At 68.6% G+C, this 25,389-nt stretch carries 24 protein-coding genes and 2 pseudogenes; 10 read left to right on the forward strand and 16 right to left on the reverse strand.

Annotation, left to right across the window (positions count from 1 at the left end; all coding sequences use genetic code 11):
• Window positions 1-122 precede the first annotated feature (122 nt).
• Window positions 123-824, reverse strand: a complete 702-nt coding sequence (locus bpln_RS31115; protein WP_042628927.1) for an SDR family NAD(P)-dependent oxidoreductase — start codon at window positions 822-824, stop codon at window positions 123-125.
• A gap of 338 nt (window positions 825-1,162) precedes the next feature.
• Here bpln_RS31115 and bpln_RS31120 point away from each other — a divergent pair, with 338 nt between their 5' ends.
• A complete protein-coding gene (locus bpln_RS31120; protein WP_055140956.1) occupies window positions 1,163-1,819 on the forward strand; it encodes a glutathione S-transferase family protein in 657 nt (218 codons plus the stop codon).
• A gap of 27 nt (window positions 1,820-1,846) precedes the next feature.
• Window positions 1,847-2,521, forward strand: a complete 675-nt coding sequence (locus bpln_RS31125; protein WP_055140957.1) for a cupin domain-containing protein — start codon at window positions 1,847-1,849, stop codon at window positions 2,519-2,521.
• Between the two features lie 91 nt (window positions 2,522-2,612).
• On the opposite strand, the gene bpln_RS31130 is transcribed toward bpln_RS31125, so the two are convergent.
• The 5 genes and pseudogenes from bpln_RS31130 to bpln_RS31145 all read right to left on the reverse strand — a co-directional run bounded on the left by bpln_RS31130 (window position 2,613) and on the right by bpln_RS31145 (window position 7,663).
• A complete protein-coding gene (locus bpln_RS31130) occupies window positions 2,613-3,668 on the reverse strand; it encodes an Ldh family oxidoreductase (protein ID WP_042628929.1) in 1,056 nt (351 codons plus the stop codon).
• Between the two features lie 30 nt (window positions 3,669-3,698).
• On the reverse strand, window positions 3,699-5,189 hold the full coding sequence (locus bpln_RS31135; protein ID WP_042628930.1) for a DASS family sodium-coupled anion symporter: 1,491 nt from the start codon (window positions 5,187-5,189) through the stop codon (window positions 3,699-3,701).
• 402 nt (window positions 5,190-5,591) lie between these two features.
• Entirely contained in the window at window positions 5,592-6,497 is a 906-nt protein-coding gene (locus tag bpln_RS31140) for a LysR family transcriptional regulator (RefSeq protein WP_042628931.1), read from the reverse strand.
• Between the two features lie 79 nt (window positions 6,498-6,576).
• Window positions 6,577-6,759, reverse strand: a pseudogene (locus bpln_RS37250) (IS3 family transposase); the annotation flags it as partial.
• A gap of 178 nt (window positions 6,760-6,937) precedes the next feature.
• The gene (locus tag bpln_RS31145; protein WP_055140958.1) at window positions 6,938-7,663 is read right to left on the reverse strand and encodes an SDR family NAD(P)-dependent oxidoreductase; all 726 of its coding nucleotides are present in this window, start codon (window positions 7,661-7,663) and stop codon (window positions 6,938-6,940) included.
• A 99-nt stretch (window positions 7,664-7,762) separates the two neighbouring features.
• Between bpln_RS31145 and bpln_RS31150 the strand changes: the two genes are divergently transcribed.
• Window positions 7,763-8,134, forward strand: coding sequence for a winged helix-turn-helix transcriptional regulator (locus bpln_RS31150; RefSeq protein WP_055140959.1), 372 nt, complete (start codon window positions 7,763-7,765; stop codon window positions 8,132-8,134).
• A 396-nt stretch (window positions 8,135-8,530) separates the two neighbouring features.
• Here bpln_RS31150 and bpln_RS34740 read toward each other — a convergent pair.
• Window positions 8,531-8,788, reverse strand: a pseudogene (locus tag bpln_RS34740) (formaldehyde-activating enzyme); the annotation flags it as partial.
• A 97-nt stretch (window positions 8,789-8,885) separates the two neighbouring features.
• Here bpln_RS34740 and lepB point away from each other — a divergent pair.
• The 5 genes from lepB to bpln_RS31175 all read left to right on the forward strand — a co-directional run bounded on the left by lepB (window position 8,886) and on the right by bpln_RS31175 (window position 13,045).
• On the forward strand, window positions 8,886-9,572 hold the full coding sequence (gene lepB / locus bpln_RS31155) for a signal peptidase I (RefSeq protein ID WP_042629639.1): 687 nt from the start codon (window positions 8,886-8,888) through the stop codon (window positions 9,570-9,572).
• A gap of 43 nt (window positions 9,573-9,615) precedes the next feature.
• A complete protein-coding gene (locus tag bpln_RS31160) occupies window positions 9,616-10,251 on the forward strand; it encodes a hypothetical protein (RefSeq protein WP_055140960.1) in 636 nt (211 codons plus the stop codon).
• Window positions 10,252-10,336: 85 nt separating this feature from the next.
• Entirely contained in the window at window positions 10,337-11,029 is a 693-nt protein-coding gene (locus bpln_RS31165; protein ID WP_148654243.1) for a hypothetical protein, read from the forward strand.
• Between the two features lie 71 nt (window positions 11,030-11,100).
• Window positions 11,101-11,568, forward strand: coding sequence for a YaiI/YqxD family protein (locus tag bpln_RS31170; RefSeq protein WP_055140962.1), 468 nt, complete (start codon window positions 11,101-11,103; stop codon window positions 11,566-11,568).
• Between the two features lie 211 nt (window positions 11,569-11,779).
• On the forward strand, window positions 11,780-13,045 hold the full coding sequence (locus tag bpln_RS31175; protein ID WP_042628937.1) for an MFS transporter: 1,266 nt from the start codon (window positions 11,780-11,782) through the stop codon (window positions 13,043-13,045).
• 177 nt (window positions 13,046-13,222) lie between these two features.
• Here the strand turns inward: bpln_RS31175 and bpln_RS31180 are convergent, their stop codons facing one another.
• From bpln_RS31180 to bpln_RS31195, 4 genes are all read right to left on the reverse strand, one after another.
• Window positions 13,223-14,581 carry an MFS transporter gene (locus bpln_RS31180; RefSeq protein WP_042628938.1) on the reverse strand — a complete coding sequence of 453 codons (1,359 nt, stop codon included), beginning with the start codon at window positions 14,579-14,581 and terminating at the stop codon, window positions 13,223-13,225.
• A gap of 252 nt (window positions 14,582-14,833) precedes the next feature.
• Window positions 14,834-15,463 (reverse strand): VC0807 family protein, encoded by a 630-nt coding sequence (locus bpln_RS31185; protein ID WP_042628939.1) that lies wholly within the window; start codon window positions 15,461-15,463, stop codon window positions 14,834-14,836.
• Between the two features lie 182 nt (window positions 15,464-15,645).
• A complete protein-coding gene (locus tag bpln_RS31190; RefSeq protein WP_055140963.1) occupies window positions 15,646-16,389 on the reverse strand; it encodes a CbtA family protein in 744 nt (247 codons plus the stop codon).
• Between the two features lie 13 nt (window positions 16,390-16,402).
• Window positions 16,403-16,612 (reverse strand): CbtB domain-containing protein, encoded by a 210-nt coding sequence (locus bpln_RS31195; RefSeq protein ID WP_042628941.1) that lies wholly within the window; start codon window positions 16,610-16,612, stop codon window positions 16,403-16,405.
• 392 nt (window positions 16,613-17,004) lie between these two features.
• On the opposite strand from bpln_RS31195, the gene bpln_RS38520 reads away from it, so the two are divergent.
• On the forward strand, window positions 17,005-17,208 hold the full coding sequence (locus bpln_RS38520) for a methyl-accepting chemotaxis domain-containing protein (protein WP_420807373.1): 204 nt from the start codon (window positions 17,005-17,007) through the stop codon (window positions 17,206-17,208).
• Between the two features lie 71 nt (window positions 17,209-17,279).
• Here bpln_RS38520 and bpln_RS31205 read toward each other — a convergent pair whose 3' ends face one another.
• Window positions 17,280-17,699, reverse strand: coding sequence for a hypothetical protein (locus bpln_RS31205; RefSeq protein WP_055140965.1), 420 nt, complete (start codon window positions 17,697-17,699; stop codon window positions 17,280-17,282).
• 227 nt (window positions 17,700-17,926) lie between these two features.
• Between bpln_RS31205 and bpln_RS31210 the strand changes: the two genes are divergently transcribed.
• Window positions 17,927-18,778, forward strand: coding sequence for an AraC family transcriptional regulator (locus bpln_RS31210; RefSeq protein ID WP_055140966.1), 852 nt, complete (start codon window positions 17,927-17,929; stop codon window positions 18,776-18,778).
• A gap of 114 nt (window positions 18,779-18,892) precedes the next feature.
• Here bpln_RS31210 and bpln_RS34745 read toward each other — a convergent pair whose 3' ends face one another.
• The 4 genes from bpln_RS34745 to bpln_RS31230 all read right to left on the reverse strand — a co-directional run bounded on the left by bpln_RS34745 (window position 18,893) and on the right by bpln_RS31230 (window position 25,300).
• Window positions 18,893-19,465: a Fur family transcriptional regulator gene (locus bpln_RS34745; RefSeq protein ID WP_082465549.1), complete on the reverse strand. Its 573-nt coding sequence runs from the start codon at window positions 19,463-19,465 to the stop codon at window positions 18,893-18,895.
• 124 nt (window positions 19,466-19,589) lie between these two features.
• Complete coding sequence (locus bpln_RS31220; protein ID WP_244131979.1) at window positions 19,590-21,059, reverse strand: efflux transporter outer membrane subunit; 1,470 nt, start codon at window positions 21,057-21,059, stop codon at window positions 19,590-19,592.
• Complete coding sequence (locus bpln_RS31225; protein WP_420807389.1) at window positions 21,046-24,180, reverse strand: efflux RND transporter permease subunit; 3,135 nt, start codon at window positions 24,178-24,180, stop codon at window positions 21,046-21,048. Before bpln_RS31225 ends, bpln_RS31220 begins: the two co-directional genes overlap by 14 nt.
• Window positions 24,152-25,300, reverse strand: a complete 1,149-nt coding sequence (locus tag bpln_RS31230; RefSeq protein ID WP_055140969.1) for an efflux RND transporter periplasmic adaptor subunit — start codon at window positions 25,298-25,300, stop codon at window positions 24,152-24,154. Before bpln_RS31230 ends, bpln_RS31225 begins: the two co-directional genes overlap by 29 nt.
• Window positions 25,301-25,389: the final 89 nt, after the last annotated feature.

Raw genomic sequence — 25,389 nt, forward strand, 5'->3', positions numbered from 1 at the left:
AACAGGCGGCCCGGCGCGGCTGAGCCGGGCGGTTCAATCACGGCCCGAGCCGCGTCCTCATCGGCAACCCATGCCGCGGCGGCCGGCGCGACGGCCCGCCGCCGCTTGCCGCGCCCGCCGCGTCAGAACTTCTCGACCCAGGGGCGCACCTCCAGCTCCCACGACCAGGCGCTGCGATGCTGGCGCAGCAGATCGAGGCAGGCCTGCGCGATCGCGTCGGGATCGAGCGTGCTATCGGGCGCGTCGGCCGGATCGATGCGGCTCGCCGAGCGCACCGCGCCGTCCACCACGAGATGGGCGACATGGATGCCCTGCGGCGCGAGTTCGCGCGCGGCGCTCTGCGCGAGCCCGCGCAACGCGAACTTGCCCATCGCGAACGGCGCCGACAGCGCGAAGCCCTTCACGCCGGCCGTCGCGCCGGTCAGCAGAATCGCGCCGCGGCCGGCCGGCAGCATGCGCCGCGCGGCCTGCTGCACCGCATGGAACGCGCCGAACGCCGTCACCGCCACCGCCTGCTCGACCGCCGCCGCGTCGAGTTCGGCGATCGGCCCGCGCAGCCGCCCGCTCGCGTTGTAGACCACGATTTCCGGCGCGCCGATGCGCGCCTCGGTCTCGGCAAACAGCCGCTCGACCTGGGCCGCGTCGGCGGCGTCGACGGGCAGCGCGATCGCGCCGGTCTGCTCGACGAGCGGCGCGAGCTTGGCCGTGTCGCGCGCGGCGATCACGACCGGCAGCCCGGCCGCGCGCAGCTGCCGCGTGAGCGATGCGCTGATGCCGGGGCCGCCCCCGATGATGAGGGCGTTGCGGTACGGAATGTCGTTCATGGTGTCTCCGGAAGAAGAAAGCGGCGGGATCGCGCGCCGGCACGGGCGCTCGCGATCGGGCCATGGCGCGGGGCGGCATGCGCGCCGCGCGCCGGCCCGCTCCGCAGAGCATAGGCCAACGCCGCGGTGCCTGCAGGCGGGCGCCGCCGGGGCCGGCGAGCGGCCGACGCACGGCGCATTGCATGCGCCGCGCCGGCTTGTCCGGCCCCCGGGCGCGCATTGTTCGCGATTCGCGGATTGTGAGTCACCGCGGCCGGACTTCCGCGCGGCGGCGCGCTTGCGCAGAATCGCGGCAGCCCTGTCCGGCGCCGCTCGCGCCCGTTCCCGCAAGGACGTCCATGCAACTCCACTGCTTCCGGCTTTCCGGCCATTCGCACCGGGTCCGCCTGTTCCTGTCGATCCTCGGCCTCGCGCACCAGACGATCGAGGTGGACCTCCCGTCCCGTGCGCACAAAACGCCGGCCCATCTGCGCCTCAATCCGTTCGGTCAGGTGCCGGTGCTGGTCGACGGCGAGACCGTGATCGCCGATTCCACGGCGATCCTCGTCTATCTCGCCAAGCGCTACGCGCCGCCGGGCTGGCTGCCCGACGATCCGGCCGGCGCGGCGCGCGTGCAGCGCTGGCTGTCGGTGGCGTCGGGCGAGGTCGCGCACGGGCTCGCGGCGGCGCGCCAGATCGTGCTGTTCGGGCTGCCGCGCGAGCCCGACGAGGCGATCGCCCGCGCGCACGCGACGCTCGCCGTGCTCGACGCGGAGCTGGCGCGGCAAGACTGGCTCGCCGGCGAGGCGCCGAGCATCGCCGACCTCGCGCTGTACGCCTACGTGGAGCGGGCGCCGGAGGGCAACGTCGAGCGCTCGGCCCACGCCAACGTGAGCCGCTGGCTGCGCCGCGTGGAGGCGCTGCCCGGCTTCGTGCCATTCCCGCGCTCGCCGGTCGGGCTCGACGCGCCGGAACGCGCCGCGCGCGAGGCGCACGGGCTCGCGGCCGGACGCTGACGCCAGCCTGCTTCCTGGAGAGATTCCATGGAACACGCATCGATTGAACACGGCTGGGCCGATCTCGTCGCGCCGTCGCGGCGCGCGGATGATGTCATCGATTTGAGCGGCCCGCGCGACGCGCGCCGGACCGGCATCGTTGGGATCGCGCCTCGGCATGCCTGGCCGCTCGGCGCGGGCGGGCGACACGACCCGCACCTGCTGGCCGGCGACTTCGCGATCCGGTTCGCGCCGGCCGTGTTTCGGGCCGGCGCGCGGGGCGCGCGGCCGCGGGTCCAGCGTGAACCGGCCGATGCGGGCGACGCGGCGGACCACGCGAGTCCGCGCCACGGCCTGCCCTGCATGCCGCGCGCCGCGTCGCGCGTCTGGCGCCCCGGTCGCAATCCGCTGTCGCGGGTGGCCACGCTCGCGAGCGGCAGCCACCACGCGAGCCGGGTCGCGTGGCAGCCCGGCGCGCGAACGTTCGACCACGCGCATGCGGCCGGCGAGGAGTTGCGCGTGCCGAGCGGCGAGTTGCGCGACGGCGACGCGCGACACCGGGCCGGCAGCTGGCTGCGCCTGCACCAGGGCGCGAGGCACGCGCCGTTCGCCCACGCGCCTGCCGTCATCCTGCCGCGTCACGGGCATCCGCGGGCCACGGCCGAACCGCGCGCCAACCCGCGCGCGACGGCCGATTCCGGGCCGCCGATCGCGCGGCATTGAGCGCGCCCGACCGGCCGCGAGCCGCCGCCGGTCCCATGCAAAAAAGCCGGCCTTCGCAGGCCGGCATCGACGCACGCCACGCTCGTCGCGACTACCCGCGCGCCGTCGGCGGCACCACCCCGAGTTCGTCGGCCATCTGCGTCAGCGACGCCCAGATCGGCGGGCTCAGCGCGATGTGATCGTGATACTTCAGGCGGTTGCGCGCCTCGTACTCGCCCGGATACTGCACGGGATCGGCGCCGGGCTGCGACGGGCAGGACAGCAGGTATTCGATGAACGCCTCCACCTCCTGCGAGCGCCAGGTGGCCGAGAAATCCACCTGCGGGTTCAGCACGATCGCGAACATGTTGTTGGTCACGGCGCCCTGCCGCGGGTTGCCGGGCTGGATCGTGCCGCCGCCCGACAGCACACCGGCCAGCAGCTCGGCCACCACGCCGAGCGCGTAGCCCTTGTGGGCGCCGAACGGCAGCAGCGAGCCGGGCGGATCGGCCTGCAGCACGTTCGGATCGTCGCTCGGGTAGCCCTGGCCGTCGATCAGCGAGCCCGGCGGCGCCGTCATGCCGTTGGCCGCCAGCACGCGCGCCTTGTTCACGGCGATCGCGCTGGTGGCCATGTCCACCACCAGCGGCGGCCGGTTGTTCGGCAGCGGCCCGGCGAAGCAGAGCGGATTGGTGGTCAGGCGCGCCTGCGCGCCGCCGAACGGCGCCACCATCGGCGCGCGATTGGTGACGTTGGTGAACGCCATGAACACGAGCCCGGCATGCGCGCACATCTCGCCGTACTGGCCCATCCGCCCGAGGTGATGGCTGTTGCGCAGCGTCAGGATGCAGACGCCGCGCTCGAACGCACGCGTCATCGCCTGCTCCACCACCACCTTGCCGACGTGCTGGCCGAGCCCGCGGTTGCCCTCGAACAGCAGCAGGCTGCCGTGGTCGGTCAGCACGCTCGGGCGGCCGGCCGGATCGATCCGCCCGTCCTCGAGCACCTTGCGGTAGGTCGGCAGGATCGACACGCCGTGGCTGGTGTAGCCGACGCGGTCCGATTCGACCAGATGGCGGGCGACGTCGTCGGCGATGTCGTCGGGCACCTTCAGCGCGCCCAGCACCTGCTTGCCGAACGTAATCGCATCGTTGAGGGATATCTGCATGTTGTTAACCTCCTTTTCTGGTTCCATGCGTTACAGCCAGCCGAGCCAGCGCCAGTAGGTTGCGCCGAACACCAGCAGCAGCGCGTAGCCGATCACGCTGACCACGATCCCGACCTTCGCGAACTGTTTGGCCGTGAACGTGTCGGTGCCGAGGCAGACCATGTTCTGCGGCGCGTTGATCGGCAGCACGAAGCCGAAGCTGACCGTGAAGCCGAGCAGCATCGTCATGCCGAGCCGGTTGAAATCGCCGGGCAGCGTCTGCAGCACCGCGATCAGGATCGGCAGCATCGCCGAGGTCAGCGCCGTGGCGCTCGCGAAGCCGAGGTGGATCACGATCAGGAACGCCGCGAGCACGGCGAACACGCCGAGCGGCGAAAGCGAATCGAGGCCGGTGGCGGCCACCACGTGATGGCCGAGCCACTGGCCGGCCTGCGTCGTGAGCAGCGCCGTGCCGAGGCTGATGCCCACCCCGAACACGATCACGGTGCCCCACGGAATGCGCGACTGCACGTCCTTCCAGGTCATCACGCCGAAGCGCGGCAGCATCAGCACGACGAGGCCCGCGTAGGTGACCGAGGTGGTGTCGAAATGGTGCAGCTTGCCCTCGGTGGCCCAGCACAGCAGCAGCGCCACGGACACGCCGAGCAGCCGCTTCTGCGCGCCCGTCATCGGCCCCATCTCGCGCAGCTGCGCCTCCACGGCCTCCTTGCCGCCCGCGATCGCGTCCGCCTCGGGCGGCATCATCTTCAGCACCAGCACCACCAGCACCGCCGACATCACGAGCGCCCACGGCGCGCCGGCCACGAACCACGAGGCCCAGGTCACGTGCGAGCCGAGCATCTTCTCCATGAAGCCGGCCGTCAGCAGGTTCTGCGCGGCCGAGGTCTGGATGCCGATGTTCCAGATGCTGGTGGCCTGCGCCACGATGATCATGATGCCGGCCGCCACGTTCGAGCGCTTGTCGACGCCGAACGCCGAGACCACGCCCATCATGATCGGCACCACGCAGGCGCTGCGCGCCGTGGCGCTCGGCACCACCAGCGAGAGCAGGATCGTCACGGCGATCGCGCCGATCATCACGCGCCGCGTGCTGGTGCCGATTCGCGAGAGCGTGACGAGCGCGATGCGGCGGTCGAGCCCGGTCAGCGTCATGGCCGCCGCGATGAACAGCGCCGCGGCCACCAGCGCGAGCGCCGAGTTCGAGAAGCCGGCCAGCGCCATGCTGATCGCGCGCGAGGTGCCGTAGGCCACGCCCGGGTCCTGCACGGTGGGCGCGGTGCCCACCAGAAACGCCATCAGCGAGGTAACGATGATCGCGCTGGCCTCGTAGGACACGGCCTCGGTGATCCACACCACCACCGCGAACGCGAGGATCGCCAGCATGCGGTGCCCGGCGACGGGCAGGTCGGCCGGGGTGGGCAGCAGCAGCACGGCGATCAGGACCACCACGCCGGCCACCAGGCTGAGCGGAAACGGCTTTTTCGGGATAGGAGCTGCCGGGGAATGTTCAGACGTGCTCATCGTTAGGGCTCCTGTCAGAGATGTCATGCCGACGATCGGCATCTTCCCGGGAAATGGCCTTCCGCTATCCGCAAGGGCAATCCTAGCCGGATTGCACTCGCTCGGGCAATGGGGACGGACGATTGCGCGGCGCGGGAGGCGGCTGCCGTGGCGAGACGGGCTGCAGTGGCGAGCAAGCCGGATCGCGACGCCCGCCCGCGGCCCGGGTGGGGATTCGGATCAGGTCCGGGTCCGGTTCCGGGCCGTGCCTGCGGGATGAAGGGTGGCCGGGAGCCGATGAAAAACCGATGAAATCTTACCTTTGGACTTCGGTGCGCATCGGGATCTGGCGCAAGACTCGCGCGATCGAAATGTGCTGTTTTTCAGGGGCGGATCGCTCGCGCCGGCGGGTGGCGGCGCGGCTCAGACGGCGCCGAGATGGGCCTGGAGCCGCTCGATCAGCGCGCGGACCTTCGGCGCCATATGGCGGCCTGGCGGCAGCAGCGCGTGCATGGGCATGGCGGCGGTGGCCCAGGCCGGGTAGACGCGCACCAGCCGCCGCGCGGCGATGTCGGCCCGCACCGCGAAATCGGGCAGCAGCGCGAGCCCGGCGCCCTCGGCGACGGCCGCGCGGCACGCGTAGACGGTATCGGCGACGAGCCCCGCATCGAACTCGAGTTCGCAGGTCTGGCCATTCGTATGACGAAGCCGGCAGCGCGACGGATGCGCCAGCACCGACACCCCGACGAACGGCAGCGCCACCGCCGCGCCGATCTCGGCCGGCGGCGCGTGGCGAGCCAGCAGCGCGGGGCTCGCCACCAGCCACTTCTCGTACTGGCCGACGCGCACCGCGCGATGGCTCGAATCGGCCAGTTGGCCGAGCCGGATCGCCACGTCAACGCCTTCCGCGATCAGGTCGATCAGGCGGTCGTTGGACACCATCTCGATGCGCAGCCCCGGGTGCGCGTCGCGCAGCCGGGCCAGCACCGGCGCCAGCACGATCGCGCTGAACTCCACCGAGGCGGCCACCCGCAGCGTGCCGTGCAGCGCGTCCGGGGATGGGCTCGCGGTGGTCACCGCCTCGTCGGCGAGCTGCGCGATGCGGCGCGCCGCGTCGAAGAACGCGGCGCCCGCCTCGGTCACGCCGATGCGCCGCGTGGTGCGCGCCAGCAGCGTCGCGCCCAATTCGAGTTCGAGCCGCTGGATGCTCTTGCTGACCGCCGTCTTGCCGATGCCGAGCCGCTCGGCCGCGCGCGTGAGCGAGCCGGTCTCGATCACCGCGATGTAGATCAGCAGATGCTCGAAGGTCAGGTTGCGAAGGTCGGGCATGGCGCGGGAACCGGCGGTCGGGCGGACGGGAGATGCGGGGATTATATCGACGGCGATCGCGGCGCGGGACGGCGCGCCTGACGGCAGCCGGTTCGACGGATTCCCTCGTTTTCCACGGGGCGTGTCGATGAATCCGTTCCGTCCCGTGGAGACCGTCGATCGTTTCGGCCAGCGCGTCGTCGTAGCTGTCGCCACGGCTGCTGACCGACGGCTCGATACCCGCCTTGGAAAAAGTTTCGCTGTACTGAATGCCGGCGTGTTGCCCAGGTTCAAGAAGTCGTCGCGACGATCCCACCGTCGTCGTCAAGGGCGCGAAGGACCAGCCTCGACGGGCGCCGCTGCGCCGTGCCTCCCGTCGATGATCGGCCGGCCCCCGCCGGCGGCGCGTCCTCGGGCACTGGCAGCGGTATCGTGGAGCCGCCGCGCTTCCATTGGAGAGGTCAAACCTGCGCCATGCCGCCATCCACCGGCAGATCGATCCCGGTGATGAAGCTCGCCTCCTCGCTGGCGAGGAACAGCGCGGCAGATGCCACTTCGTCGGCCCGGCCCATGCGGCCCAGCGGGATCAGTCTCGTCAGTGTCTCGCGCACTTCGTCGGACGCCGCCGCCATCATGGCGGTGTCCGTCGGTCCCGGCGCGACGACGTTGACGCGGATGTTGCGGGGTGCAAGCTCGTTGGCCCAGGTTCGCGCGAACGAGCGTACCGCCGCCTTGGTCGCCCCGTAGACGCCATAGCCCTTGGTGCCGATCCCGTCGGCGATCGAGCCGATCAGCACCACCGAGCCACCGTCGGGCATGATCGCGGTCGCGGCCTTGGCGGCGAACAGGAGCGCGCGCACGTTAAGGCCGAAGTGCCGGTCGAAATGATCCTCGACGACTTCATCGAGGGTTGCGAATTCCGAAATCCCGGCGTTGACGACGAGCACGTCCACGCGACCCGCCTCGATGCGTACCGCCTCGAAGAAGGCGGCGAGCGCCGTCGTGTCGGACGCGTCAACGCGACGGGCGCGCAGCGCGCCGGCGCCATGGCCTGCGTCGCCCTCTTCGGCACGGCGGCCGGTCGCGTAGACCGTGGCGCCTTCCACGGCGAAGCGTCGCGCGATGGCGCCGCCGATGCCTTCATGACCACCCACGACAACCGCGATCTTTCCTGAAAGCCTGCTCATATCCTTCCCGACATCGTCGATAAAGACTTGAAGCTATCATTCGACATGCTTGGCATCAATAACGCACCCGGTGGTGCCTAGATATCAAGGTATATACCCATGACCACAGACGTGCTTGAATTACCGCTCGACGTGACCGCGACGCGACCCATTCTCGAACAACTCGCCAACAAATGGACCGTGCTGATCCTCAGCGTCCTGTGCACGCAGCCAGCGCGATTCAACGACCTCAAACGGCGCCTCGACGGCATTACCCACAAGGCGCTGTCGGATGCGTTGAAGCGGTTGGAGCGCGACGGCCTTCTCGACCGAAAAATACTTCCGACGCAGCCGGTCGGCGTCGAGTACACGATCACGGCGCTCGGGGCGTCGCTGCGTGAACCTTTTGCGGCGCTCTACAACTGGTCTCTCGCCAACGGAAGGAAACTGACGGAAGCGCAAATCGCCTACGATGATTCGAGAATGCACTGAGCGTCCGGGGGAACGATGGCCCCGCATTGCTCCTCCTGACGCCTGACACTCCCTGGAAATCAGCGCCATCCCGGTGACCCGGATTGGCCGGAAACCGCACCAGGCAGGGCGTGGTAATCGGTCCGTCAAGGATCGACTCCATTGAAGGACCGAGTCGGTTACGCATCGCCTCTCTGCAAACGGCATGTCATGCGCGAGCCGCGAACATGACGTCCGCCCCCGAAGGTGCGCTTGCCCATCCGAGTTGCACATCCTCTCCGGATTCACCAAGACCGGGATCCGAATCGGCACGGCATGCGGCGCCCGGGATCCGGCCGACCCGTTCCTCGCCCACGCCGGTCGCGCGGAAATCGCGAGGTCGATGAAGTCGACGCCGGCTTCCAGCGCGCGGCGCAGGAACTCGCCGTCGATCCGCGCCTGGCTCGCGTAGCGCGTGAGCGGCGTGGTCGGCACGCCCGGCCGCGCGATCACGACGAACGGCACATGGCCGGCCGGGCGCGTGGCCGGCGCGGCCGCGAACGCCGGCCCGGCCGGGCCTTCGCGCGGGCCGATCAGCACATCGATGTGCGCCAGCTTCGCGCCGGGGCCTTCGAAGCCCTCGCCGATGCAGAGCGACTTGCGGGGAGACCTGGTCGTATCCGGGCGATTCCGCATGCGGTGCCCGCGGCGGCGCGGGTCGACGCGGCGCGGCGCGCGCTTCGGGTATAGTCCGCTTACCCGAAACACCGGCCGCGACGCGGCCCACCACACCATGCGCATGATCGTCAGGCTCTGGAAAGCCAACAAGGGCTTCCTCGCGTTTCTGTTTCTGATGGTGATCTTCCGCAGCGCGGTGGCCGACTGGAACGTCGTGCCGAGCGGCTCGATGCTGCCGACCATCCGCATCGGCGACCGGATCCTCGTCGACAAGATGGCCTACGACCTGCGCGTGCCGTTCACGCACATCCGCCTGGCGCGGCTGCACGAGCCGCAGCGCGGCGACATCGTCACAATCGATTCGGCCGCCGCGCACGAACTGCTGGTGAAGCGGCTGATCGGCCTGCCCGGCGACACCGTGGAGCTGCGCAACAACGTGCTGCTGATCAACGGCGTGCGTGCCGCCTACCGGCCGGTGGGCACCAACCTGCTGCGCAGCGACGCCGACTCGCCCGGCGAATACCTGGCCGAACGCATCGACGGCAGCGCGCGCATCGTGCGGCTCTCGCCCGACGCGCCGAGCCCGCGCGACTCGTTCGGTCCGATCGTGGTGCCGAAGGGGCAATACCTGATGCTTGGCGACAATCGCGACAACAGCGCCGACTCGCGCTACTTCGGCTTCTTCCCGCGCGACGAGATCATGGGCCGCGCGCGCCGCGTGGCGTTCTCGCTCGATCCCTCGCACGACTACCTGCCGCGCCTGGACCGCTTCGGGCGCCGGCTCGACGCGCCGCTCGGCTGAGCGACGCGGCCGGCTCCGCCTCCCTTCCCCCGACGCCCGCCCCATGACACGGATGTCACGCGCCGCCGTGGCGGCGCTCGCCCTCGGCGCCGGCGGCGGCGCGTTCGCCGCCTGCGATTCGGCGCCGTCGCGCTGCCCCGGCAACCCGGCCCTGCCCGCCGCGATCGTGCGGCTGCTGCCGGCCGGCTACACCGTGCTCGACCAGCTGGCCGGCTCGCTGACCGACGCCGGGCGCACCGACTACCTCGTCGTCGTGCATCACGCGACCGACACCGCGGCAACGCCGTCGCCGCGCCCGCTGCTCGTCTTCACGCAGCGCGCCGACGGCGGCTACGCGCTCGCCGCGCGCAACGACCACGTGGTGATGCGCGCCGACGAAGGCGGCGTGTCGGGCGACCCGTACCTCGATCTCGACAGCGACGGGCTCGCGATCCGGAATCGCTATTTTTCCGTGCAGAACGGCGTGGCGGCCGGCCCGAACCACTGGAGCGACAACGTCACGTTCCACTACGATCCGGCGCGGCGCACCTGGCTGTTCCATCAGGAAATCGTCCACGACAGCGAGATGAATCCCGATCCGAGCCCGGACGCCGAGGCGCTGCTGCCCGATCGCGCGACGGTCGAGCGCGCGGACCGGAGCCGGCCGGTGACGTTCGAGGCGTGGCGGCCGAAACGATGACACGCGCGCGGCGTGATGGAGCCGTGTGACACCGCCGGCACCGCCGCGCGATGCACCCACGGCATCACGATGCCGCCCCCCAACCATGCCCCCCACACCCATGACGTTCCGGTTTCCGCCGCGCCACGCCTCGCTGCTGCTGGCCGCCATCGCGCTGAGCGCCTGCACCGCGCCCGGGTTCGACGAGCCCTGCGGCATCCACTGCGCGCCGCCCGTGCTGCCCGCGGTCGCGCCGTACCACCATCTGCGCCACGGCGTGGTGACCTCGAGCGGCTGGTTCGGCATCTCGACCGACGACGTCGTCGATTTCGACACCGGCACGCTGTCGGTCATCGACTGGGAGCCGCAGGCGAGCGCCAGCGGGCTGCGCCCCGTGCTCGAGCGGCGCCGCGACATCGCGCTGGCCGCGGACGACCTGGCGCTGCTGCGCACCACCGCCGCCGCGATCTGGCGTGCCGGGGAACCCCTGCCGCCCGGACGCGCCTCGCTCGAAAACGGCTGGTCGATCCGCGTGATCGACGGCGACACCGCCCGCACGGAGCAAGGCATCGGCGAACCGGGCGGCGATGGGCGATACCTCTACGCGTTGCTGCGCCGCATCGTGAGCCAGCGGTTCCACTACGTCGTGCCGGTGGATCCGCTTTGGTATTCGTCCTGGTTCTGCTTTCCGTATCCGTCGGGGCGGCCGGCCGGCGTGCCGGTGCTGCACGCCCGCCAGCCTGGCCATGCGGGCTTCCGCTTTTCCGCGCCCGGCGCCGGGCAAACCTGCTTCCGTTGAAGCACGGCAGGCCCGCACCACCGCACGGGCGCGGTAACATGCGTGCTTTCCCTCTCTCTCGGATCGACGCGATGCAAGTGCTGGTTGACGCGGACGCCTGCCCGGTGGTGGTCAAGGACATGCTGTTCCGGGCCGCGCGGCGGGTCGGGATCGTCGTCACGCTGGTGGCGAACCAGTACCTGCGCACGCCGCCGTCGCCGTTCATCAAGGCGCTGCAGGTGCCGGCCGGGTTCGACGCGGCCGACCGGCGCATCGTCGAGCTGGCCAATGCCGGCGACCTCGTGATCACGGCCGACATCCCGCTGGCCGCCGCCGCGCTCGACAAGGGCGCGCACGTGCTGGACCCGCGCGGCAACTGGTTCAGCCGCGAGAACATCCAGGAACGGCTGACGATGCGCGAGGTGATGGACCAGCTGCGCAGCTCGGGCGTGGAAACCGGCGGTCCGGCGCCGTATGGCGCGCACGACAGCAAGGCGTTCGCCTCGCAGTTCGACCGCTTCCTCGCGCGTCACGCGCCGAAGCCGGCAGCGGACGCCTGATGCGAGCGGCGCGAGTGTCGGCGGCGCCAGAGGCGTCGAGGCCGGCGCGTGACCCTCGTGGCACCGGCTCGCCTCGGCCCCTGACGTCGTGCGAGACGAGGCGCGGCAATCGCACCAAGCCGACGCCACGATGCCCCGAGCCGCCTCGCCCCGTGCCTCCTCCAGCCGCCGTGACGACTCGCGCGCGGCACGCGTCGACAGCAAGCGCCCGATGAGCGTGGCGCGCCTGTTCCGTCATCGTCCCGTGACACTGCTGTGGAGCGGGCTGGCGGTATCCGCGATCGGCGACGAGCTGTTCGCCGTGGCGGTGGCCTGGGTCGCGGTCAGCCTCGCCGGCTCGCAGGCGAGCTGGCTCGGCGCGCTGCGCGGGGCGGCGGCGCTGGCCGGCGCGCTGCTCGGCGGGATCTGGGCGGAGCGCTGGGACCATCGGCGCACCATGCTCGGCGCCGACCTGGCGCGTGCCGCGCTCGCGCTGCTGCCGGTGGCCGCGCTTGCGCTCGGCCTGCGCAGCCTCTGGCTGCTGGCCGTGCCCGTCGCGCTGATCATGGTGATGAACTCGCTGTTCGATCCGGCCTTGCGGGCCAGCCTGCCGCGCCTGCTGCCGGCGCCGGACCAGCTGCAGACCGCCAACGCGCTGTTCGATTCGATCGTCCGCATCGCGCGCGTGGCCGGCCCGACGCTCGCCGCCACCCTCACGCTGCTGATTCCGATCCGGCATCTGTTCACGCTCGACGCGCTGACGTTCCTGATCTCGGCATGGGCCATCGCGCAGCTCGGCACCGCGCTGCCGCGCCTCGCGCATCCGCCCGTCGGCCGGCGTGCCGCGCTGACCGCGGGCTGGCGCCTGCTGGCCGGGCAGCGCCGGCTGCAGGCGCTCTACGTCTGCGCGATGCTCGGCAACGTGGCGTGGAGCGTCGGCATCTCGAACGGGCTCGCGCTGGCCATCTCGCGCCATGGCGTGACCGGTTTCGGCGCGCACGGGCTGTCGGCCTACGGCCTCGCGCTGGGCGCTTACGGCGTGGGCAACGTGATCGCGGTGCTGGTGATCGCGCACGTCCGGATCGGCAACCATCATGGCGGCTTCGCGCTCGGCTCGGCGATCAACGGCCTCGGCATCTCGCTGGCCGGCCTCGCGTTCGCCTGCCTGCCGCCGCACGGCGTGCTCGTCGGCGTGATGGCCAGCACCGCGCTGGCCGCGCTCGGCGGGCCGCTGATCGACATCGCCTTCATCCTGCTGCTGCAAAGCCGCTTCAGCCCGCAGCAAGTGGCCTCCCTGGCGCGGCTGCGCTTCGCGGCGCTCGGCGCGTCGATCCTGATCGGCGGCGCGAGCGGCGCGTTCCTCTACGCCCGCTTCGAAACGGCCGAGGTGATCCTGTGTGCCGGCCTGCTGGAGATCGTGGCCGGCCTCGCGGTGCTGTGCGTGCCCGAGTTCGCCGCGCGCGGCGCGGCCGAAGCCAGGGCAGAAACGGGCGATTGAGCGGCGCCCGCGCTCGCGCGAGCGGCCGGCCCAGGGCGACGGCGTCCGGCGCAAGGCTGGCGGGCGATACGCGCCCCGCGGCGCCGGTGGTGGTCGTCCGCCGAATGCCGCGCGCCGGCAGCGGTACGCGATGCCGTTGCGCACGCAACAACCCCGTATGCCGCCCGCGCCTCTCGCTCAGTGCCCGAGCGACTCCACCTGCTCGCCGCTCGCCGCCGCCTCCTGCGGCCGCACGCTCTGCTTGACCAGCAGCGCCACGCACGACACCAGCCCCGCCACCGCGACGGTGGCGAACACGCCCGAGAACGAGACGTGCCGCGCCGTCAGTTCGGCCACCAGGAACGAGCCGGCGATCCCGCCGAAGCGGCCGATGCCGAGCATCCAGGCCACGCCGGTGCCGCGCCCCGAGGTCGGATAGAACGCGGCGGCCAGCGCCGGCAGCGACGACTGCGCCGTATTCATCAGCACGCCGGCCAGGAACACCACCACCACCAGCGCGCCGACGTTGCCGGCCGCCTGCCCGATCGCGTAGACGCTCACCGCCGTCAGCGCGTAGCAGACGGCCACCACGCGGTTCGCGTTGAAGCGGTCCATCAGCACGCCGCTGAGCACCGCGCCCACGCCGCCGAGCGGAAACAGTGCCGAGATCAGCGTGGCCGCCTTCGGCGCGAGCCCGGCGTCCTTGAGCAGGATCGGCATCCAGTTGATCGACGCGTAGAAGATCACCAGCCCCATGAAATAGGCGATCCACAGCATCACCGAGCCCACCCGGTACTGGCGCGACAGCACCACCGCGGCGCCCTTGCCCTCGGTGCGCGGCGCCGTCTCCGTCAGCACGAACGAACCGGCCTCCAGCGCGCGCGCCGACACGCGCGCCAGCGTCGCGCGAATCCGCTCGACGGGCCGGCGCGTGGCCACCATGAAGCGCACCGATTCCGGCATCCGCGCGACCAGCGCCACGGCCAGCACGAGCGGCGCGATGCCGCCCGCCAGCAGCACGCTGCGCCAGCCGAACTGCGGAATCATCCAGGCCGCCAGGAAGCCGCCCAACGCGGCGCCGAGCGGGAAGCCGCAGAACATCAGGTTGATCACCGTGGCGCGGCGCCGGTCCGGGCAGAACTCGCCCATCATCGTGACCGCGTTCGGCATCGCGGCGCCGAGGCCCACGCCCGTCACGAAGCGCAGCGCCGTCAGCGCGCCGATGCTCGACGAGAACGCCGAGCCCAGGCACGCCACGCCGAACAACAGCACCGCGCCGATCAGCAGCGAGCGGCGCCCGAGCCGGTCCGACAGCGGGCCGGAGACGAGCGCGCCGCAGGCGAGCCCGAACAGCGCCGCGCTCAGCACCGGCGCGAGATCGGGCTTGGCCAGGTGCCATTCGGACAGCAGCGACGGCGCGATGAAGCCGATCGCCGCCGTGTCGAAGCCGTCGAGCAGCACGATCACGAAACACATCAGGAAGATCAGCCATTGGAACGCGCCGAACGGCTGTTCGTTGATGAACGTCTGCACGTTCACGACGGGGCTGCGATTCATCGCGGGTCTCCTGCGGCGAGCGGGTGGATCGCGCCGCGTCTTCGATTCGGGATTCGGCGGAAAGAAATTCGTATGTCGAACTTCAGTTCCGGATTAGAACACTTTAGTGTTGCGCCGCAAGATCGGTCAATGCCGGATTACTACCAATGGCAATCGTCGCCGGGCCGAAAGGTGGCCGCGAGGCGGCGCGGCGGGGCGGGAGGAAAGAGGAAGGACAAAAGGAAAGCGGCCCGCATGGGGCCGCCGGAGCGCTCAGAGCGTGGCCTCGCCCACGGCCACGCGGCCGCGCATGCGCTTGCGGAACCAGAACGTCCAGCACAGCAGCCCGCCGAAGATCACGTAGCTGAGGATCGGCGTGATCACGAGCGTGCGCTCGATCGGCCAGGCCCACGCGCACCAGCTGCGCAGCGCGCATTCGATCACGAGGCCAAGCCCCCAGGCGAGCGTGATGAGCCGTAGCGCGGCGCGCACCGAGGCGCTCTCGTCCCACAGCGTCTCGAAGCGTTCGACGCCGCCCTCGCCTTCGCGCGCCATGGTGGCGCGCGTGAGGTAGTAGGTGATCGGTCGCGCGAACAGCAGCGACACGAGGAACACGATGCCGATCGCGCCCGACACGAACGATTCGCGGATCAGCAGCAGGCGCGGGCTGCCGCCCATCGCCATCATCGCGATCGACAGCGTGATGCCGAGCAGCGCGATCGCGGAGAGCGCGTCGACGCGCCGCGTCTTCGCGAACTCGACGATGCCCCACGCGAGCGGCGGCACCGCCGAGGCGTACAACGCGCCCGTCTCCCCCCAGTACGGCAGCGAGAGACGATAGACGACCCACGGCAGCACGAAATTGACGGCAAGCTCGGCAACGAAGGCGGCGCGGATTTTCACGGGCAGGGAACCTCGCGGAGAAACAGGGCGGATTCAGTATATAGGCGAACGGCCACCGAAGTGGCCGTCATGCCGTCGCCTGCCGCGCACGCCGGCGGGCCGCGCCGGTTCATGTCGACCCATGGCGGCGCGTAGCAGCGATGCGGCGGCGCGACCGCCGCCGTATCGCGTGCGCCGGACGCTCAGCGGGCCACGGCCGGGCCGCCGCGACGCGGGGCGGGCATCAGGCCGCTGCGTTCGACCAGCGCGCCGAACAGCAGCCCGATCGTGGTCCAGAGGATCGCCTGCATGCCGAGCGCCGCGACGCGGAACTTCCAGAGCACCACGGCCGGGAACGCGGCCGGCACCTCGTTGATGGCGGGCAGCGCGAGCTGCACGGCCGCGATGATCGCGAGAAAGACCAACCCCGCGACGATCGACGCGTTCCACTGGCCCATCCGCGCGGCCAGCGAGCGCCGCAGGTTCAGCGAGAACACCGAGACCGCGATCGAGATCGCGATCATCAGGAAGAACAGCCCGGTGCGATAGCCGATCGTCTCCGGATCGCCGACCGAGGGCGGGTTCGCCGGGTACTTGAGGTTCGGCACGATCACCAGCGCGACGTAGGCGGCCAGCGCGAGGCAGGCCGACAGCGTGCGCGGCCGCGTGCTGCCGATGCGGCCGTAGGCGAACGCGAAGGTCAGCGCGAACAGCCCGCCGAGCGCGGCGCCGTACACCACCACGCCGGTGCCGAGGCCGACGCCGGCCTGCGTCGGGCGGCTGACGAGTTCGGGCTCGGGCGCCTCGCCCCTGGCCGCGTCGAGTTTCTCCTCGAACGAAATGGCCTGATCGACCTGCGGCTCGCCGGCGATGCGGGCGAAGCCGAACGTGAGCAGACCGGCGGCGATGCCCGCGAGCATCCCGCGCACCAGCAGTTTTCCGACCATCGGGCGCTCCCGGTCAGTGGCAGGGGAAGCCGAGCAGATGGCGCGCGTCGTGGACGAACTCGTGGACGTACATGCCCGGCACGATCGAGGTCGCGCCTTCCTCGGCACCCACGAAGTAGACCGCCAGCAGCATCAGCAGGCCGCCGAAGACGATCCACGGCATCAGTTCGCGGACGGGGATGGGCGCCGGCGCGGCAGCCGGCTTCAGGATGGCTTCGGACATGTTCGGTTCTCCAGGGGGATTCGCGCCCCGCTCGACGATGAGCGTCAATGGAATGAAAGGATCGCGCGCGTGCGGGTCTGGCTCGCGGGCACGGGAATGCCCCGCTGACAGTGGCGCGACCGCGCCGGATTCACACCGGCTTCCGCACGACGCAACGGCTGGATTCTACGCGGGATGGAGGGTGGGTGGAATTGAATACGGTTCGGGGGCCGCGCCGCAGTTGCACCATGCCCCGTCGGATCTTGAACGCGTCACGGTCTTTCCCGCCGGCGCCGTCACGTTGGCGGAGCACGTTCACAAGGAGCGCGAGCGCGAGGCGGCCGAAAGCACGAAGAACGCCAATCAGATCGCCTCGGGCGCGGTGGAGAACGGCGCGCCGCGGCGACGCCGCCGTGTCCGACGCGGTCAGGACGATGGAGGCGGCCGTCGACGAATCGGAGCACGTCGTCGGCATCATCGAAGGCATCGCGTTCCAGACCAACATCCTCGCGCCGAACGCGGCCGCCTCGCATCCGACAAGGATCGGACACGCGTTTGATCGAGTTGCGGAGCGCGTCCCGAGGATCATGGGGTTGGGAGCGTATCGGCTGGATTGACGCGTGATGCCGTCAGCCTGGCACGCAGGGAGTCGCCCCCTCGGATGGAAACCGTGCGCCTCCTGTCGGAACTAGTACGACCGTGCATTCGCTTGCTCGCCTGGCAACAACTTCCGCGCCAGGGCCAGTGCCTCGTCTCTCGTCGCAACCGTCAGCATGGGAAAGCCCCAAAATTTCTCATACACCAGCGCAAATGCCTTGGTCGCCAGCCGCTTGGCGGCATTCGGTTCGATGTAAATCCCTGCCCTGACGAAGGCCCGCAATTCGCTCTTGTGGCGTTTCATCCACAGCGAGGTTTGCTTCATTTCTTCCTGCGGATGTTCGTGCTCTCCTTGCTCTCCTTTATCAAGCCCCTCGTCGTTGAGCAAAACGAAAACCTCCTTCCGCGCGAGTAATCCCTCGAACTCGGCAAAAGGCGAGGCTGTGGGGTCGGTGCCCGGCGCGTTCAGTCGCATCCAGACCATGGGGAACTTCGAGGCGTCAATCAACATGCCGAATACTCCTTCTCAACATAAGGGGAAACAGCTGGCAGACCCACTTCGTCAAGACAACGGGATACCTCTGCAGGTCGGAAGCGCAATGGCCCGGGTAAGCAGAACGGCCAGCATGGTCAATCACACGATACCGACGGAATAGCTCGACGTCACTGCACAATTTGGCCATAATATTTCTCGATTAGGCCAACACCCAATCTTCGACCCAAGGCCAGATACGCATCATGTCAAGCATTGCCATCACCGATTTGAACGTGTCCAAGGATGTGGACAACTTCCCCCGGCCCGTTGTCGCGCTGAGCGCCATGCCGCTGACGAAAGACTGGGAACATGCGAGGCATCAACATCGGCGGGCGCAATTGCTTTACTCCGTGCGCGGCATCCTCAACTGCGAAATCGAAGACGGCGTCTGGATCGTGCCGCCGCAATGCGCGGTATGGATACCGGGAGACTTGCCCCACGCGGCACGCGGATCGGGCGAAACGGAATGTCATTGCCTATTCGTGGAGCCTGACGCCGCACCGGATCTTCCGAAATCCTGCTGCACGATTTCCGTCTCGCCATTGCTGCGCGAGCTGCTTCTGAAGGTGGCCGGCTTCCCCGAGTTGTACCCGCTGGGAAGTCGGGAAGACCGGCTGATTGCCGTGTTGCTGGATGAGTTGGCGATGGCACCGGTGGAAGACCTGCATTTGCCGATGCCGCGCGATCCGCGATTGCGCCGACTCGCGGAAATGCTGTTGACCGATCCTACAGACAAAACCTCGAAGGGCGATTGGGCTACCCGCATTGGCATGAGCGAACGAAGCATGAGCCGGCTTCTGATGCACGAAATCGGCATGAGCTTCGGACGCTGGCGCCGGCAACTGCATGTGATCCTTGCACTCCAACGCCTGACCAAAGGCGAAAGCGTGCAAACGGTGGCGCTGGAACTGGGCTACGAAAATGCCAGCGGGTTCGTCACCATGTTCCGCAAGGCGGTTGGCAAGCCGCCGGCACGATACCTTGCCGATCGAACCGCAAACGCACAGTCTGCTGCCATACGCGGCATCGTGCTTGCCGATCCGGTCTCGCCTTGACTGCAGCATGCGGTCGTTCCCCGAGCATGGAAAGCCTGGCAGACAATCCGAAGATGGCTCCTGGACATCGGCACTGAGCCGCTGTGGAATTTGGCGAGCTCGGTTCGAGCTCGCCTATCCCCTTCTGCCTGGGAACATCCGGCATTCCGCACACGTCACGGTGATGGTAAAAGCCGACTCCTTGTCGAGATCGAAGCCTTCCTGGCTCGCCAGCGATCGGAGATGCTCGAGTAAGACCCGGTCCTCGATAAAAACCAACCGCGCGCCACAGTGGCAGCGCAGGGTGTCGTTCTGAAGATCCTTCCTGTCCGGCTTGAGCGCGTAGAGAGCACGGCCGTGCGCGCCTTCCGTACGGACCAGCAACCCCGAGGCCCATAAATCGTTCAGCGCACGGTAGATCGAGGCCGGTTTGAGACTGCCTGGTTGCGCGCAGAGGATACGATACAGTTGACTCGCATCGAGACAGCGCGGCGCCGCCTGTTCCAGCACGGACAAGACACTGGTACGAGCGATCGTCGGGCGCAGTCGGCTCGCCGCCAATCGTTGCTCATGAGACGACATCGGCGATCTGGTCGCCGGACGGGCTGCAGCGGTGTGCTGCATCGTCTGGTTGCCTGACGGCAGGCTCTTGCTGCCGAATGATGTAATCAGGTCGATGATCCGAGGCGGGTCGTCGTGCGGGTCCATATCCATATTCCTTCGCTATGCCGGACCTCCCGTCGTTCGTGACAACGCGGAGCCGCGTGGCTAATGGTCGGTATCGGACATCGGCGCGACGGTGAGGTCGCCAACGCGCCGATGCCCTCGAGCATTACCGCGTACTGGCCTGCTCCCAGCCCCCACCAAGCGCCTTGAATACGCTGACTCGCGCAGAGCCGACGCGCTGGTCGGCAGCGGCCACCTGGGCTTTCGCATCGATCAGGCTGGTCTGTGCCACGATCACGTCGAGGTAGCTGATCGAGCCCGCCCGGTAACGCCGGTCAGCCAGCTGGAAAGCGTTCTTCGCGCGCTCGCGCGCGTCGATCAAGGCACCGCGTTGCTGCATCGCAGCGTCATAGGCACTCAACGATTGCTCGGACTCCTTGAGGGCATTCAGCACGGTGCCATCGAAGCTGGCCAGCGACGCTGCGCTTTGTGCTTTCGCCTGTGCGATGCGACTGCGAGCCACCATCATGTTGGGGAATGTCCAGGAGATGAGCGGCCCAAAAGAGAAGGACAAGGTGCGATTGCCTTTCAGGTAGTCGTTGCGCAGGTAGTTGCCCGAGGCGCCCAGCGTGACGCGCGGATAGAGATCCGCCACGGCCACGCCGATGCGGGCGGTATCCGCCGCCAGCTGGCGCTCGGCCTGACGCACGTCTGGCCGACGGCGCAGCAGCGCAGTGCCATCGCCGACCGGCATCGCGCCGGCAATCTCGGGAGCCTTGGTGCAGGCACGCGCCGCTTCCGGCACTTGCGAGGGCGTGCGCCCCATCAACGCGGCCAGCTCGAACAGTGCGGCCTCGCGCTGGCCTTGCAACGGCGGCAAGGCGGCCTGGGCCTGGGCCAGCGTGACGCCAGCCCGTTCCACGTCCAGATGCGACGCCGAGCCCGCATGCTCCTGGCTGTCGATGAGATCCAGGCTGCGCCGTGCCAGATCGACGGACGAGCGCGCCACGTCGATGGACTCACCGTAGCTGCAGGCGTCCACATAGGCCCGCGTCGTCTCCGCAACAACAACGACCCTGGCGGCATCGTAGGCGGCGGCGATTGCATCGGTGTCGTCGCGAGCAGCCTCGATATCGCGCCTGACCCGACCGAACAGATCGAGTTCATAGGAGACGTCGAGGCCGGCGCTGTCACTCCATTGCGCGGGGGCCTGGCCGGTGCCAGTCCACGTGGTCTGATCGCGCCCGTATCCCACGCCTCCCGACAGACTGGTCGAAGGGAATTGTCCGCTGCGTGCTTCCTTGTAGATGGCCCGCGCGCGATCGAGGTTGGCCATCGCCACGCGCAGGTTGGTATTGGCCGACAAGGCTTCCTGCACCAGATCGTCGAGCGCGGGGTCGTCATAGAGCTTCCACCAGTTCGCAGGCAGTGCTTCGGCGACATCCGTATTGGACGGGTGACTGACGAAGGGGCCTGCTGCGGTTTTCGGCAAGGCCGGCGCGTGGTAATCGGGGCCGCTGGCGCAGCCTGCGGTGATCATGGCAAGGGCCATCGCCATGAACGCGGCGCGCGCAGAGGCAAGCTTCGCCGGACGCGACACGACAGGCATCGCGGGAACCGGTTTAGAGCGCGACATCGGGAGCCTCCGCAGTAGCGAGTTCGCGGGCACGAGGGCTTTCCGCCGTTGCCCGGTGATCCTTGGCGATGAAGCTGTAGATGGTAGGTAGTACGAACAGCGTGAAGAACGTGCCGACCATCATGCCCATCACCACCACGATGCCGATGGAGAACCGGCTGGCCGAGCCTGCGCCGTCTGCGAACAACAGCGGCACGAGGCCGGCGACCATTGCCGCGGTGGTCATCAGCACCGGACGCATCCGCACCGCCGCCGCCTTCTCGATAGCCTCGATGCGGCTCAGGTTTTCGTGGTGCTGGATATGGTTGGCGAAAGTGACCATCAGGATGCCGTGCTTGGAGATCAGGCCGATCAAGGTGACCAACCCGATCTGGGTGTAGATATTGAGCGTGGCGAAGCCGAGCCACAGCGGCACCAGTGCGCCGCAGACCGCCAGCGGCACCGTCACCAGGATCACCAGCGGATCGCGCAGGCTCTCGAATTGCGCCGCCAGCACCAGGAAGATCACCACCAATGCGAAGCAGAAGGAGACCAGCAGGCGGTTGCCCTCCTGCACGAACTGGCGGCTGTCGCTGAGCCAGTCCACACTGGTGCCGGGCGGCAGCGGCTGCGATTGCAGGAACTTCACGGCCTCGCCCATGCTCACGCCCGGCGCCGGCAGCATTTCGAGCGTGGTCGAGTTCATCTGGCCGAACTGGGTGAGCTGGTTCGCCTGCGGGCGCATCTCGACATGCGTCACGGTGGACAATGGCACCAGTGCGCCGGAGGTCGTCTTGACATAGAAGCGCCCGAGGTCTTCCGGGGTCATGCGCTCGGCGCCGCGCACTTGCGGGATCACGTCATAGGAGCGGTCGTGGAAGTTGAAGCGATTGACGTAGTTTTCGCCGACCAGCACGGCCAGGGTATCGGCGACGGACTGCATGGTCACGCCCATTTCGCTGGCCTTCGCATTGTCGATCGTGATGTGCGCCTGCGGGCTGTCGTAGGACAGGTCGTTCTGCACGTAGAGGAACAGACCGCTGGCATAAGCCGCTGCCTTGATCTTCTCGCCGGTCTCGTACAGCGTCTTGAAGTCGTCGGGCGAGCGCAGCACCATCTGCACCGGCAGGCCGCCGCTGGAACCCGGTAGCGGGGGCAACTGCACGGCGGTCAAGGTCTCGCCGTCGATGGCGCCGCCGGCGGCTTGAATCTGCCCCTGGATCTCGGTGGCCGACCGCTGGCGTTTCGACCAGTCCTTGAGGATCGCGCCACCGAGCATCATGTTCTGACCACCGGCGGCGTCGCCGATATTCATGAAGCTGCTGTCGAACTCGGGAATCCGCTCGAACAGCTTTTCGATCTGCTGGGCATAGCGGGCGGAGTAACCCACGCCAGCATATTGCGGGGCCTTGGTGACGACGATGACGGCGCCCTGATCCTCAGTCGGTGCCAGTTCGCGGCGAGTGCCGGTGAACAGCACCGCGATGGCGGCCAGCACGGCCACACCGACCAGCAGCACCGCGCCGCGAGCGGCTAGCGTGCGCGCCAGCAGGCGCCCATAGAACGCCGTCAGCCCCTCCATATAGTGCTCGATTCGCTTCGCCAGCCGTCCCTCGCTCTGCCTGGCACTGAGCAGCATCGAGCTCATCACCGGCGAGAGCGTCAGCGCGACCACTCCCGAGACGATGACCGAGCCGGCCAACGTGAAGGCGAATTCCTTGAACAGCGCGCCGGTCAGCCCCCCCATCATGCCGATTGGCGCATAGACCGCCGCCAGCGTGATCGTCATGGCGATCACCGGCCCGACGATTTCGCGTGCGCCGAGCAGTGCCGCGCGCACCGGTGTCAGCCCCTCCTCGATGTGTCGATGGATGTTCTCCACCACGACGATGGCATCGTCCACCACCAGACCGATCGCCAGCACCATCGCCAGCAGTGTCAACAGGTTGATCGAAAAACCGCAGACCAGCATCAGCGCAGCGGTGCCGACCAGCGACAGCGGAATGGTGACGACCGGAATGATCACCGCGCGGAACGTGCCGAGGAACAGGAAGATCACCGCGATCACGATCACGATGGCTTCCACCAGCGTGTGTTTTACTTCCTCGATGGAGGCATTGACGAAGCGCGCTACATTGTAGTTAGGCGCTACCGTCAGCCCCGGGGGCGCCATTGCACGAATCCTGGTCAGCAGTTCGTTGGCATGCTTGACGATCTCCAGCGGGTTTCCATCGGGCGTGGGCTGGAGGGCGACGAAGATCGCGGGTATGCCGGTGGCGAACGACAGGCTATTGTAGTTTTGGCCACCGATTTCCACCGTGGCGACATCCGACAGCCGCACTACGCCTCCGCCGGGGCTGGACTTCACGACCATCTGGCGGAAGTCCTCGACGCTGCGCAAATCGGTGGCGGCGCTGATGTTGGTGACGGTCAGCGCACTCTTGAGCTGGCCCGGCGCGGCCTGCACGTTGTTGGCGCGCAATGCGGCCGCGATCTCGCCCGCCGACAGCCCGCGCGCGGCCAACCTCACCGGGTCGATCCAGATGCGCATGGCCAGCGTCTGGCCGCCATAGACGTCCGCCGAGGCCACGCCCGGAATGCTGGTGAGCAGAGGCTGCGCGACCCGCGATGCGAAGTCCGTCACTTGCGGGATCGACAGCGTCTTGCTGTAGAACGCGATGTATTGCACGGCCGTGCCGCCCTCGGTGGACTTGCTGATGACCGGATCGGTGATGCCCGCCGGCAACTGGTACTTGACCTGCTGCACCTTGGCGAGGATTTCGGTCATCGCACGATCGGCGTTCGCGTTCAGCACCAATCGCGCCTTGATCTCGCTCTTGCCTTGCGTGGTGGTCGAACTCAGGTATTCAATACCGCTGGCCGTGGCGATGGACTGCGCGATCGGCGTGGTCACGAAACCCTGCATCACGTCCTGGGTCGCCCCTGGAAGCGTGGTACTGACGGTAATGGTGGCGTTTTCGAGATATGGGTACTGCCGCACCGGCAACAGGAAAATCGAGGTGGCGCCCATCAGCAGAATGAGCAGGCTGACGACCAGCGCCAGGATGGGTCGACGGATGAAGATGTCTGTCAAGCGCATGGCGTGGTTTCCTTTACCGCGCGCTGGCGCTGGAGGACGCAACGGCCGGGGCATCAGGCGTCGCCGTTGCCGAAGGGGGCGTGCCGTTGATCGTTACGGTTGCACCGGGCGGCAGACGGTTCTGGCCAGCCATCACCACGACGTCGCCGGGCTTGACGCCTCGGGATACGAGAACCTCCTCCCCGAGCCGGCGGCCGGTGACGACCGGCACGGCAACCGCCTTGCCGACTCCCTGCGCGTCGGCCCCTTTCACGACCACCACGCTGTCGCCCGAGGCCGAAGTCTGGATCGCCGTGAGCGGCAATACGATATTGTCGGTCGTGGCGGGCAATACCAGCCGCGCCGTCACATACATGCCGGGTTTCAGCAACCGGTCGGTATTGGGCAACAGCGCCTGGACGGTCACATTGCGGGTTTCTCCATCGATACGCGGTTCGATGGCGCTGATCCTGGCGGTGAATACCCTCCCCGGCACCGCATCCACGGTTACCTGAACCGGTGCGCCCGACGTCAGCCTGGGCAAGTCCTGCTGCGGCAACGTGAAGTTGACATAGAGCGGGCTGAGTTGGGTCAGCGTGGCGATCGCATCCCCGGCATTGAGATACTGCCCCAGGTCGATCCGTCGGATACCTAACTGACCGGAGAACGGCGCGCGAATCGTCTTTTGTTGAATCCGCGCGTCCAGCTGCCGGACTGCCGCGGCAGCCTGGGCGGCGTCCGCCTCATGTTGTTCGAGCAATTCGCGAGACTCGGCGCCGGTAGGTGCCAATGCTCGCGAACGCCTGAGTTGCAGCTGCGCGAAATCGGCTTTGGCCACGGCGGCGGCACGATCCGCCAGTTCGGGCGCGTCGTAGAGCTGAATCAGCACCGTCCCTTCCTTCACGGACTGGCCGGCGTCGAAATTGACGGCAGTCACCCGCCCCGAGGTATCGGGAGCCAACAGCACTTCCTGCACGGCTTGCAAGCTGCCAACGGCCTGCCACTCCTCGGCCACACTGCGAGGCTCTGCGCGGATCGTCGAGACCGGTATCGGCGGCATGGCCTGCTGTTCCGCGCCGCCGCTTCGAGCAGCGCGCCAGGCATACAGCAGGCCGAAGACCACGACCAGCCCGACAACGCTTATGACAATGGGTTTGGTACGGGAGATAGCGGCGGGGCTCATGCGCGCCCCGCTTGAACAAAGGAAATCGAGATGGCGCTTGAACGGCCATACATGACCGATCTGCCGATGATGTGTGAATGCACGGGTGT

Source organism: Burkholderia plantarii, from assembly GCF_001411805.1.
Lineage (GTDB): Bacteria > Pseudomonadota > Gammaproteobacteria > Burkholderiales > Burkholderiaceae > Burkholderia > Burkholderia plantarii.